Genomic DNA, 13,948 nt, shown 5'->3' on the forward strand with positions numbered 1-13,948 from the left:
ACCGAGCACGGTGAGCTGGAATACCTGGGCCGCACCGACTTCCAGGTGAAGCTGCGTGGTCTGCGCATCGAGCTGGGCGAGATCGAGGCGGCGCTCACCGCGCTGCCGTCCATCGCCCAGTCGGTGGTCGTGGTCCGTTCTGATGAGCGTCTCGGCGACCAGCTCGTGGGTTACCTGATCCCCGCGGCGGGCGTGAGCATCGACCTCGATGCCGTGCGCACCGAACTGGGTGGCGCGCTGCCGACCTACATGGTGCCCACCGCCTTTGTGGTGCTGGACGCCTTCCCGCTCAACGCCTCCGGCAAGCTCGACCGCAAGGCGCTGCCCGCGCCGGTGTTCGAGGCCAAGGTGTTCCGCGCCCCGTCCACCCCGATCGAGGAGATCGTGGCGGGCACCTTCGGTGACGTGCTCGGCGTGACCCGCGTCGGCGCCGACGACGACTTCTTCGAACTCGGCGGCAACTCGCTGCTGGCCACCCAGGTCACCGCCCGCATCGGCGCGGCCCTGGACACCCAGCTCTCGGTGCGCGACCTGTTCGAGGCGTCCACCGTCGCCGCGCTGGCCGCCCGCGCCGAGCACAACGCGGGTTCGCGCACCCGCCCACGCCTGACGGCGGGGGAGCGGCCCGCGATCATTCCGCTCTCGCCGGCCCAGCAGCGCTACTGGTTCCTCAACCAGTTCGACACCTCCACCTCCGCGGTGGACAACATCCCGCTGGCCGTGCGCCTCACCGGCGAGCTCGACGTGCCCGCGCTCGAACAGGCCATCGGCGACGTGTTCGCCCGGCACGAGATGCTGCGCACCACCTACCCGCGCTCGGCCGACGGCCCGCACCAGGTGATCCTGCCCATCTCGCAGAGCCGCGCCGTGGTGCACCACATCCAGGTCGACGAGGCGAACCTGCTCGGCACGGTCATCGAATTCGCGATGACCACCTTCGACGTCACCGAAGAGGTGCCGCTCAAGGTCGCGCTGTTCGAGCTCAGCGAGACCGACCACGTGCTCGCGTTCACCGTGCACCACGTCTCCGCCGACGGCTCCTCCATGGGACCGCTGGCGCGCGACATCATGGCCGCCTACGTGGCCCGCGTGCAGGGCGAGGCGCCGCAGTGGGCGCCGCTGCCGGTGCAGTACGCCGACTACGCGCTGTGGCAGCGCGAGGTCCTCGGTGACGAGACCGACCCGGAATCGCTTGCCGCCAAGCAGGTCTCGTACTGGAGCAAGGCCCTCGCGGGGCTGCCCGACCAGCTCGAACTGCCCGCCGACCGGCCGCGCCCGCCCGCGCAGTCGTTCCAGGGCAAGGCGATCCGCTTCGAGATCGACCCGCAGCGCCACGCCGCCCTGCACGAGCTGGCCCGCGCCAACAACGCCTCGCTGTTCATGGTCGTGCACGCCGCGCTCGCGGTGCTGCTCGCGCGCCTGTCGGGCACCGACGACATCGCCGTCGGCACCCCCATCGCGGGCCGTGGCGAACGCGAACTCGACGACCTGATCGGCATGTTCGTCAACACCCTGGTGTTCCGCACCGCCGTCGACACCGGCGCCGGCTTCGCCGAACTGCTCGCCGACGTGCGCGAACGCGACCTGGAAGCCTTCGCCAACGCCGACGTGCCCTTCGAGCGCCTGGTCGAGGTGCTCAACCCGGTGCGCTCCACCGCGCGCAACCCGCTGTTCCAGGTGGGCCTGTCGTTCCAGAACCTGGCCGACACCACCTTCGAACTGCCCGGCCTCACCGTCAGCGCCGTGGACTACGACTCGCAGCTGGCCAAGACCGACCTGCACGTCACCCTCTACGACCGCTACACCGACGACGGCGCGCCCGCCCAGCTGGTCACCGAATTCGGTTACGCCATCGACCTGTTCGACGAGTCGACGGTCCAGAGCTTCGCCGACCGGTTCGTGCTGGTCCTCGACGCGGTCGCCGCCGACGCGAGCATCCCGGTCGGTGACATCGACCTGCTCACCGCGCCGGAATCCGAGCGGATCGTCACCGCGTGGAACGGCACCGCGCACGCCGTCGACACCGAGGCCACCCTGGTCTCGCTGCTCGACGCGACGGTGGCGGCCACGCCGGACGCGGTGGCGCTGGTGGTCGACGAGGTGGTCGCCCATGACGGTTCCGAGCTTGCGGCGGGTGAGTCCAGCCGCCGCGAGCTCACCTATGCCGAGCTCGACGCCGAGGTCAACCGCCTCGCGCGGCACCTGATCGAGCGTGGCATCGGCACCGAGGACCGGGTGGCCCTGGCCATCCGCCGCTCCGCCGAGCTGATCATCGCCATGTACGCGGTGGCCCGCACCGGCGCGGCCTACGTGCCGATCGACCCCGATCAGCCCGCCGAGCGCACCGACTACATCCTGGAGACGGCCGCGCCCGCGGTCGTGCTCACCACCGCGAACGCCGAATTCGCCACGGCGGCGGCCGAAGTGGTCGTTCTCGACGAGCTCGACCTGAGCGCCGTCAGCCCGGCCGCGATCACCGAGCGCCGTGCGCTGGTGCCCGACAACACCGCGTACGTGATCTTCACGTCCGGCTCCACCGGCAAGCCCAAGGGCGTGGCGGTCTCGCACGGCGCGATCGTCAACCAGTTGCTGTGGGAGACGGCCGAATTCGGTATCGGTGCCGACGACGCGGTGCTGCTCAAGACCGCGGCCACCTTCGACCTCTCGGTCTGGGAGTTCTGGACCGCCGCCGTCGCCGGTGCCCGCCTGGTGGTCGCCACCGCCGACGGTCACCGCGACCCGGCCTACCTCAACGACCTGATGCGCTCCACCGGCGTCACCACGCTGCACGTGGTGCCGTCCATGCTCGACGCGCTGCTCACCGAGTCCGGTGCCGCGCTGCCGCGCACGCTGCGCCGGGTGCTGGCCATCGGTGAGGCGCTGCCCGCGTCCACCGCGCAGCGTTTCCGCACCGGCAACACCGCCGCGCTGTTCAACCTGTACGGCCCGACCGAGGCCGCGGTCTCGATCACCAGCCACGCCGTCACCGATGCCGACACGGTGTCGGTCTCGATCGGCGCGCCGGAGTGGAACAGCCGTGTCTACGTGCTGGATTCGCGGCTGCGGCCGGTGCCGGTTGGCGTCTCCGGTGAGCTCTACCTCGCCGGTGCCCAGCTGGCCCGCGGCTACTACGGCCGCGCCGACCTCACCGCCGACCGCTTCGTCGCCGACCCGTTCTCGGCGACCGGCGAGCGCATGTACCGCACCGGTGACCTGGTGGCCTGGAACGCCGAGGGCGAACTGGACTACCGGGGCCGCACCGACTTCCAGGTGAAGATCCGCGGTTTCCGGATCGAGCTCGGCGAGATCGAGGCCGCGCTGCTGCGGCAGCCGGACATCACGTCGGCCGCGGTCCTCGCGCACACCGATCCCGTCGTCGGTGACCGCCTGGTCGCCTACGTCGTGGCCGGGGCCGAGATCGACAAGCTGGCCCTGCGGGCCGCGCTGGCCGCCGAGCTGCCGTCCTACATGGTTCCGACCGTGTTCCTGCAGCTCGACGCCCTGCCGCTGAACGCCAACGGCAAGCTCGACCGCAAGGCCCTGCCGGAGCCCGAGGTCGAGAAGGCCGTGTTCCGCGCGCCGGTGAGCCCGAGCGAACAGCTCGTGGCCGCCACCTTCGCGGAAGTTCTGCGACTGGATGCCGACAAGCGGTTCGGTCTCGACGACGACTTCTTCGCCTGGGGCGGTAACTCGCTGCTGGCCACGCAGGTCGCCGCGCGCCTGGGCGAGGCGCTCGACACCCGCATCCCCGTGCGCCTGCTGTTCGAGGCGTCCACGGTCGCGGCGCTGGCCCAGCGGATCGAGCAGCACGCCGAGACCGGCGCCCGCTTGGCGCTCACCGCGGGCCCGCGTCCGGAGCACATCCCGCTCTCGCTGGCCCAGCAGCGCATGTGGTTCCTCAACCGCTTCGACACCCAGTCGGCGGCCTACAACGTGCCCGTCGCGGTCCGCCTCACCGGCGACCTCGACGTGGCCGCGCTGCGTGCCGCGATCACCGACCTGGTGTCGCGTCACGAGATCCTGCGCACCGTCTACCCGCAGACCGAAGCCGGTGCGGCACAGGTGATCCTGTCGCCCGCGCAGGCCGCACCGGAACTGCTGGAACGCACCGTCGCCGCCGACGAGCTGGAAACGGCTGTCGCGGAACTGATGTCGACCATCTTCGACGTCACCGTCGAGGTGCCGCTGAAGGTCGCGCTGTTCCGGGTCGAGGGTTCCGGGGCCGAGGCGCCGTCGTCGGCCTTCGGGCCCTCGCGCACCGTCTCCGGTGACTTCGTGCTCGCCATGGTCGTGCACCACATCTCCGGTGACGGCTCCTCGGTCGCCCCGCTGACCCGCGACCTGATGACCGCCTACGCCGCCCGCTCCACCGGCCAGGAGCCCGGCTGGGCGCCGCTGGCCGTGCAGTACGCGGACTACAGCATCTGGCAGCGCGAACTGCTCGGCAGCGAGGACGATCCGGACTCGATGGCCGCCAAGCAGGTCGCGCACTGGAAGCAGGCCCTCGCCGACCTGCCCGACCAGCTCGACCTGCCCGCCGACCGCCCGCGTCCGGCCGTGCAGACCTTCGCCGGCAGCAAGGTCGACGTCCAGATCGACGCCGACACCCACCGCGCGCTGGTCGAACTGGCCCGCGCCGAGGGCGCCACGCTGTTCATGGTCGTGCACACCGCGCTCGCGGTGCTGCTGGCCCGCCTGTCGGGCACCGACGACATCGCCATCGGCACCCCGATGGCCGGTCGTGGCGAGGCCGCCCTCGACGACATGATCGGCATGTTCGTCAACACCCTGGTGTTCCGCACCAAGGTCGACGGTGGTGAGGCGTTCACCGAACTGCTGGCCCGCCAGCGCGAGGACGACATCGCCGCCTTCGCCAATGCCGACGTGCCGTTCGAGCGCCTGGTCGAGGTCATGAACCCGGTCCGCTCCACCGCGCGCCACCCGCTGTTCCAGGTGGGTCTGTCGTTCCAGAACCTCAGCCGCGCCACCCTGGAACTGCCGGGTCTCACGGTCTCCGGCCTGGACATCGACTCGCAGCTCTCGCAGTTCGACCTGCACCTCATCGCCTCGGACCGCTACGGCGACGCCGGTGAGCCCGAAGGCATCTCGGGCATCTTCACCTACGCCACCGACCTGTTCGACCACGCCACGGTCGAGGGTTTCGTGCAGCGGTTCGTCCGTCTGCTCGCCGCGATCGTGGACACCCCGCGCACCGCGGTCGGCGATATCGAACTGCTCGCCCCGGCCGAGCGCGCCCAGCTGCTCGACGGCCGCAATGCCACCGCACAGCGCGTCGACACCGAGGCCACCCTGGCTTCACTGCTCGACGCGACCGTGGCCGCCGACCCGAAGGCGACCGCCCTGGTCACCGACGACGGCAGCCAGCTCACCTACGCCGAACTCGACGCGAAGGTCAACCGCTTGGCGCGGCACCTGATCTCGCTGGGTGTGGGCCCGGAGGCCCGGGTCGCGCTGGCCCTGCGCCGCTCGGTGGATCTGATCGTCGCCATGTACGCCGTCACCAAGTCCGGTGGCGCGTACGTGCCGGTCGACCCCGATCAGGCGGCCGAGCGCACGAACTACATCCTCGAGACCGCGGCACCGGTCTGCGTGCTGACCAATGCCGAGGCCGAATTCGACACCGCGGTCGCGCCGCTGGTGCGCATCGACGAACTCGACCTCGAAGCTCTCAGCGCCGCACCGGTTTCCGATGCCGAGCGCACCGAGCCGCTGGTGCCCGCGCACACCGCGTACGTGATCTTCACGTCCGGTTCGACGGGTCGCCCGAAGGGTGTCGCCGTGCCGCACGGCGCCATCGCGAACCAGTTGCAGTGGAAGCTGGTCGAATTCGGCATGGACGCCGCCGACGCGGTGCTGCTCAAGACCGCCGCCACCTTCGACCTCTCGGTCTGGGAGTTCTGGTCGGCCGCCGTCTGCGGTGGCCGCCTGGTGATCGCCTCGGCCGAGGGCCATCGCGATCCGGCGTACCTGAACGAGCTGATCTCGAACGAGTGGGTCACCACGCTGCATGTGGTGCCGTCGATGCTCGACGCGCTGCTGGCGGCGGGGCTGCCCGATTCGCTGTGGCGGATTCTCGCCATCGGTGAGGCGCTGCCCGGCTCGCTGGCCCAGCGCGTGCGCACCGCGTTCCCGCGCACGGAACTGTTCAACCTGTACGGCCCCACCGAGGCCGCGGTCTCGATCACCTCGCATCGGGTGAGCGCCGCCGACCAGGGCTCGGTCTCCATCGGTGTGCCCGAGTGGAACAGCCAGGTGTACGTCCTCGACGCGCGCCTGCGCCCGGTGCCCGACGGTGTCGCCGGTGAGCTGTACCTGGCCGGCGCCCAGCTCGCGCGCGGCTACTTCGGCCGTCCCGACCTGACCGCCGACCGTTTCGTGGCCAACCCGTTCACCCCCGGTACCCGCATGTACCGCACCGGTGACCTGGTGGCCTGGCACAACGGCGAACTCGACTACCGGGGCCGCACCGACTTCCAGGTGAAGATCCGCGGCTTCCGGATCGAGCTCGGCGAGATCGAGGCCGCGCTGCTGGCGCTGCCGCAGATCGCGCAGGCCGCCGTCATCGCCAAGTCCGACCCGCGCACCGGTGACCGCCTGGTGGCCTACCTCGTTGGCGCTGTGTCGAATGGCGATGCTCCCGAGGGCGCTGCGTGGTCACGCTCCGCTGCCGCCTCCGCGCCCGCCGGTCGCATCGCGGAAATCGATGTGGCACAGGTGAAGTCGACGCTGGCCGAGGGTCTGCCCTCGTACATGGTGCCCGCCGCCTTCGTGGTGATGGACGCGCTGCCGCTCAATGTCAACGGCAAGCTCGACCGCAAGGCGCTGCCGGAACCGGAGTTCGAGGCCCAGGCGTTCCGTGCGCCGTCGACCCCGATCGAGGAGATCGTGGCTGGCGTGTTCGCGGACGTGCTCGGTGCCGAGCGCGTCGGTGCCGACGACGACTTCTTCGCCCTCGGCGGCAACTCGCTGCTGGCCACCCAGGTCGCGGCCCGTCTCGGCGCCGCCCTGGACAGCCGGGTGCCGGTGCGCCTGCTGTTCGAGGCGTCGACGGTTGCCGGGCTCGCGGTGAAGGTCGAGCAGGGCGCGGGTGCCGGTGGGCGGCGCGCGCTGGTCGCCGGACCGCGTCCGGCCCAGGTGCCGCTGTCGCTCGCGCAGCAGCGCATGTGGTTCCTCAACCAGTTCGACACCAGCTCCGCGGTGAACAACATCCCGGTCGCCGTCCGCCTGACGGGCGCGCTGGACGTCGAGGCGCTGCAACTCGCGGTCGCCGATGTGCTCGCGCGGCACGAGACCCTGCGCACGGTGTACCCGTCGACCGACGGCACCCCGCACCAGGTGATCCTGCCGGTCGAGGGCAATGTCCCCGATCTGACGCCGGAAACTGTTGCCCCCGAACGGGTTCGCGACGAGATCGCGGCGCTGATCAGCACCGGCTTCGACGTGCTCGACGAAGTTCCGTTGCGCGCCAAGCTGATGCGCGTCGCGGAGCAGGAGTACGTGCTCGTGTTCGTCGCCCACCACATCAGCGCCGACGGCTGGTCCATGGCCCCGCTGACCCGCGACGTGATGGTGGCCTACGCCGCCCGCGCCGCCGGGGAAGCGCCCGGCTGGGCGCCGCTGCCGGTGCAGTACGCCGATTTCAGCGTCTGGCAGCGCGAGGTGCTCGGGTCCGAGGCCGACGAGACCAGCCTGGTCTCCCAGCAGGCCGACTACTGGAAGCGCGCGCTGGCGGGTGTGCCGGACGAGCTGAACCTGCCGCTGGACCGGCCGCGTCCGAGCACGCAGACCTTCGCCGGTGGCCGGGTGCTGTTCCCGATCTCCACCGAGATCCACGCCGGACTCTCGGCCATCGCCCGCGAGCAGAACGCGACGCTGTTCATGGTCGTGCACACCGCGCTCGCGGTGTTCCTGGCCAGGCTGTCGGGCACCGAGGACATCGTCGTCGGCACCCCGATCGCCGGTCGTGGTGAGGCCGAACTCGACGACGTGATCGGCATGTTCGTCAACACCCTGGCCCTGCGCACCCAGGTGCACGGGCAGGACAGCTTCGCCGAGCTGCTCACCCGCGCCAAGGACGCCGACCTGGCCGCCTTCGCGCACGCCGACATCCCGTTCGAGCGCCTGGTGGAACTGCTCAACCCCGAGCGCTCCACCGCGCGGCACCCGCTGTTCCAGGTGGCGCTGTCGTTCGAGAACCTGCCGGACGCGAGCTTCGAGCTGCCGGGTCTGTCGGTCTCGGCTGTCGACTTCGACGTCGACACCGCCAAGTTCGACCTGCTGCTCACCGTGCGTGAGGCGGGCGCGGGCGACGAGGCCGGCGCCTACGCCGAGTTCTCCTACGCCAGTGACCTGTTCGATCAGTCCACGGTCGAGAAGTTCGCGCAGCGCTTCCAGCGTCTGCTCGCCGAGGTCGTCGCCGACACCACCACTCCGGTCGGCGATCTCGAGCTCCTCGACACCGTCGAGCGCACCGAGCTGCTCACCCGCACCGGTGGTCCCGCCGCGTCGACCAGCACGCTGCCCGAGCTGCTGGCCCAGGCCGTGGCGGCCAACCCGGACGGTCAGGCGATCGTCGCGCCGGGCGTGGGCCGCTCGCTGACCTATGCCGATCTGGACGTGGCGTCCTCGCGCCTGGCGCGGGTGCTCATCGCGCGCGGTGCCGCGCCGGAGACGGTCGTCGCCATCGCCATGCAGCGGTCGCTGGAGACCACCCTGGCCATCTGGGCCGTGATCAAGTCGGGCGCGGCGTTCCTGCCGGTCGACCCGAAGTACCCGGCCGAGCGCATCGCGCACATGATGTCGGATTCGGGTGCGGCACTGGGTATCACGGTGTCCGACGAGGCCGGTCACCTGCCCGCGCCCGCGTCGGGTGAGTGGCTGGTGCTCGACGACAAGTCCCTGCACGGCGAGGCCGCGGCGCAGTCCGCCGCGCCGGTCACCGACGCCGACCGCGTCGGCGCCGTCCACGCGGGCAACCCGGCCTACATGATCTACACCTCCGGCTCGACGGGCCTGCCCAAGGGCGTCGTCGTGAGCCACACGGGTGTGGCCAACTTCGCCGCCGCCGAGGTGGCGCAGTTCGGGCTCGGCAAGGACGCGCGCACACTGGCCTTCGCCTCGCCGTCGTTCGACGCGTCGATCCTCGAGTTCCTGCTGGCCGTCGGCTCGGCGGGCACGCTGGTGATCACGCCGGTCGGCGTGGTCGGCGGCGAGGAACTGGCCGAGATCATCGTCGGCGAGCGGCTGACCCACGTGTTCCTCACCCCGCTGGTCGCGGCGTCGATGGAACCGGCCGCGCTGGCGGGCCTGGAGGCCCTGATCGTCGGTGGCGACAAGGCCCCGGTCGACCTGGTGGCGAACTGGCACAGCGCGGGCACCGACCCGGCGCACCACCGGTTCTACAACGCCTACGGCCCCACCGAGGCGACCATCGCCACCAACCTGTCCGACCCGCTGCTGCCCGGCGACACCATGAACATCGGTGGGCCGATCGCGGGCGCGACCGTGTACGTGCTCGACAACCGCCTGCGCCCGGTCCCCGAGGGCGTGGCCGGTGAGCTGTACCTGGGCGGCGTGGCGCTGGCCCGCGGCTACCACGCGCGCCACGGCCTCACCGCCGAGCGTTTCGTGGCCAGCCCGTACGGCGACGGCGAGCGGCTCTACCGCACCGGTGACGTGGTCGCCTGGCGCACCGTCAACGGCAAGTCCGTCGTGGAGTACGTGGGCCGCAACGACTTCCAGGTGAAGGTCCGCGGCTTCCGGATCGAACTGGGCGAGATCGACGCGGTGCTCACCGCGCACGACGACGTCGAGTTCGCGGCCACCATCGGCCGCACCACCGACGCGGGCGCCACCATCCTGGTGTCGTATGTCCGCGCCACCCCGGGTGCGGCCGCCGACCCGGCCGAGCTGGTCGAGTACGCGGCCCAGCAGCTGCCCGCGCACATGGTGCCCGCCGCGGTCATGGTGCTCGACGAGATCCCGCTGACCCCCGCGGGCAAGCTCGATCGTCGCGCCCTGCCCGAGCCGGTGCTCGCCCCGCGCGAGTTCCGCACCCCGACAAGCGAAGTCGAGGCGATCATCGCCACCGTCTTCGCCGAGGTGCTCGGTGTGGACGCGGTCGGCCTGGACGATTCGTTCTTCGCCCTCGGCGGTGACTCGATCCTGTCCATCCAGCTGGTCTCGCGGGCCAAGGACCGCGGCGTGCTGTTCAAGCCGCGCGATGTGTTCGAGAAGCGCAGCGTCGCGGGTCTGGCGGAGGTCGCCGTGCTCGCGGGCGACGCGGATCAGATCGTGCTGGAGGAACTGCCCGGCGGCGGTGTCGGCGACATCCCGATGCTGCCGATCATGCGCCAGATCCTGGCGAGCGGCTCCACCTACGACCGGTTCTCCCAGTCGATGGTGCTGCGCCTGCCGGAGAACCTCACCGACGAGGTCCTGCACGCGACCATCGGCGCGGTCTTCGACCACCACGATGTGCTGCGGTCGCGGGTCGCCCGGGTCTCCGGTGAGTGGGTGTTCGAGGCGCTGGCGCCGGGCGAGGTCGACGTGGCCGCGCTGGTGCGGCGCGTCGAGGTGCCCGGCGAGGTCTCCGACGAGCAGCTGTCCAAGCTGGCCAGTGTCGAATACGACGAGGCCATGGGCAGGCTCGATCCGGCGAACGCCGCCATGGTGCAGTTCGTGTGGTTCGCCTTCGGCGAGAACGCCGACGGTCCGCGCCGTCGTGACGCGCTGCTCATCGTGGGTCACCACTTCGTCATCGACGGTGTGTCCTGGCGCATCCTGATCCCGGACCTCGGCATGGCCTGGGGTCAGATCGCGGCCGGTCAGCCGGTGGCGCTGCCCGCCAACGGCACGTCCATGCGGCGCTGGGCGCACAGCCTGGTCGAGCAGGCGGACCAGCGGCGCGCGGAGCTGCCGTTCTGGCGCGAGGTCTCGGCCACCGCCGACCCGCAGCTGGGATCGCGGGCCTTCGATCCGAAGGTCGACACCTTCGCCACCGTCGACCGGGTGCAGGTCACCCTGTCGCCGGAGGTCACCGACGCGGTCCTCACGGCCATCCCCGGCCTGTACCACGGTGGTGTCAACGACGGTCTGCTGACCGCGCTCGCGCTGGCCGTATCCCGGTGGCGCGGTGACGAATCCGGCACGGCGGCACTGATCAAGCTGGAGGGTCACGGCCGCCAGGAGGAGATCGTCGCCGGTGCCGACCTGTCGCGCACCGTCGGCTGGTTCACCACCGCGTTCCCGGTCCGGCTCGATCTGGCCGGTGCCGATCTCGACGACGCCTTCGCCGGTGGCGCCGTGCTCGGCAGCGTGATCAAGTCGGTTAAGGAGCAGATGCTGGCCGTGCCGGACAAGGGCATCGGCTACGGCATGGTCAAGTACCTGACCGCCGAGGGCGCCGAACTGCCGAGCGTCGGCCAGATCAGCTTCAACTACCTCGGTCGCGCCACCGCCGGTGAGATCCCGGCCGAGCTCGCCGAACTGGGCTGGGTGCCGGTGGCAGATCTGGGTCAGCTCGACGCCGAGATGGACCTGGACATGCCCGCCAACGCGACGCTGGACATCAACGCCATCGTCAACGACGGCGACGAGGGCCCGCAGCTCGGCGCGAACATCGCGTTCCCGACCGGCCTGCTGAGCATCGACCAGGCCCAGGAGTTCGCCGACCTGTTCGTCGCCGCGCTCACCGCGCTGGCCACCCACGCGCAGCGCGCCGACGCGGGCGGTTTCACCCCGTCGGACATGCCGCTGGTGCGGGTGGAACAGACCGACCTCGAGCTGTGGGAAGGCGACTACCCGGCGCTGTCGGAGGTGTGGCCGCTCTCGCCGCTGCAGGCGGGCCTGATGTTCCACGCCATGCTCAGCTCGGCCACCGTCGACGTCTACACCGTGCAGGCCGTGCTCGACCTGACCGGCACGCTCGACACCGAACGCCTGCGCCGCGCGGCCCAGGCCGTGCTGGACCGGTACCCGAACCTGCGGACCGCGTTCGTCACCGACTCGGCCGGTCAGCCGGTGCAGGTGGTGATGTCGGAGCTCGAGGTGCCCTGGCGTGAGGTCGACCTGACCGATCTGCCCGCCGGCGAGCGCCTGCCGCGCATGCAGGAACTGCTGGTCGCCGACCGGGCGAACCAGTTCGACATGGCCACCGCGCCGCTGATCCGCTTCGGTCTCTACAAGACCGACGAGGGCCAGTCGCACCTGGCGATCACGGTGCACCACATCCTGATCGACGGCTGGTCCATGCCGCTGCTCATGCGCGACCTGCTGGTGCTCTACGCGGTGCACGGTGACCTCACCGCGCTGCCGCGCGTGGCCTCCTACCGCAACTTCCTGTCCTTCCTCTCCGGCTGGGATCGCGAAGTGTCACTGGGGGTCTGGGCCGAGGCGCTGGCCGGGGTCGAAGGCCCCACCCAGCTGGCGCCCGCGCCGCGCACCGAGGAGCGCTACGAGATCGGCAAGGTCGTCGTCGAGATCGACAACGACCGCACCAGGGCGCTGAGCAAGCACGCCGGTGAACTCGGCGTCACCGTGAACACGCTGTTGCAGACCGCGTGGGGCATCGTCGTCGGCCGCCTGACCGGCCGCGACGACGTGGTGTTCGGCGCGACCGTGTCCGGCCGCCCGGCCGAGCTGCCCGGCGTGGAGTCGATGGTCGGCCTGTTCATCAACACCCTGCCGGTGCGTATCCAGATCGACGACCGGATCAGCGCCGAGGAGCTGACCAAGCGGGTGCAGGCCGAACAGGCAGACCTGCTCAGCCACCACTACGTGGGCCTGTCCGATATCCAGCGGGTCGCCGGTGCCGGCGCGGCGTTCGACACGCTGCTGGTGTTCGAGTCCTACCCGATGGACAAGGACGCGGTCACCGCGGCGAGCTCGATCGACGGCATGCAGGTCACCGGTGTGGGCCTCGACGACGCCACCCACTACCCGCTCACGCTGGTGGTGATGGCCGAGTCGACCATCGAGATCACCCTGCGCTACCTGCGCAGCACCTACACCGAGGACGAGGTCCGCACCCTGTCCGCGCGCCTGCTGCGGGTGCTCGACGAGCTGCTCGACAACCCGAACGGGCTCGTCGGCGACATCGACATCCTCGATGCCGGTGAACGCGCCCAGCTGCTCGCCGAGTCCGGCGTGACCGCCGCCGCACCGGCACCGGTCGCCACGGCGGGCGTGGGTGCGCAGACGGTGGCCAAGGTGCTCGCCGAGGTCGTCGAGGCCGATCCGCAGGCACCCGCCCTGCTGCGCGGCGACAGCGAGATCGCCTACAGCGCACTGGATCGCAAGTCCTCGCAGCTGGCCCGCGTGCTCATCGCCCGCGGTGCCGGACCCGGTGACGTGGTGGCCGTCTCGCTGCCGCGCGGGGTGGATTCGGTGCTGGCCGCCTGGGCGGTCCAGAAGGCCGGGGCCGCAGTGCTCTTCGCCGGTGAACTCGCCGGCGTGGAGATCGCCGCGGCGGGCGCCACCTTCGGCGTCAGTGCCGAAGCGGTCGCCGGGGTGGCGGGCGAATGGCTGGTCCTGGCCGACATCGAGGACGAGATCGCCGCCGCCGCAGCGCATCCCGTCTCCTACGCCGACCGCGTCCGTCCGCTGTCCGAGGACCACCCCGCCTTCGTCCTGGCCACCGCCGAGTCCACCACGACGCTCACCCAGAGCGCCGCGCTGGCGCTGGCCGAACGCCTGCGCGAGGAACACGGCATCGACTACGAGTGCACCACCTACACCACCCACGCCTCCGGCCCGGCCGCCGTCCAGGAATTCCTGGCCGCCGCCACCGCGGGCGCCCTGTCGGTGCTGCCCGACGGCGAGGTCGCCGACGACCTGGCCGACGGGGAGGTCACGCACTGGTTCGTGGCCGCCGGTGACGTCACCGACGCCGCCGACGGCGAGGTCACGGTGATCGTCGCGGAATGAG

At 71.1% G+C, this 13,948-nt stretch carries 1 protein-coding gene; it reads left to right on the forward strand.

What is annotated here, in order from left to right:
- Positions 1 to 13,947 (forward strand): amino acid adenylation domain-containing protein (locus ACWEMY_RS10395; protein WP_452389745.1); only part of this gene is annotated, 13,947 nt, incomplete at its 5' end.
- Between the last annotated feature and the right edge of the window lies 1 nt (position 13,948).

Source organism: Nocardia sp. NPDC004415 (assembly GCF_053602435.1).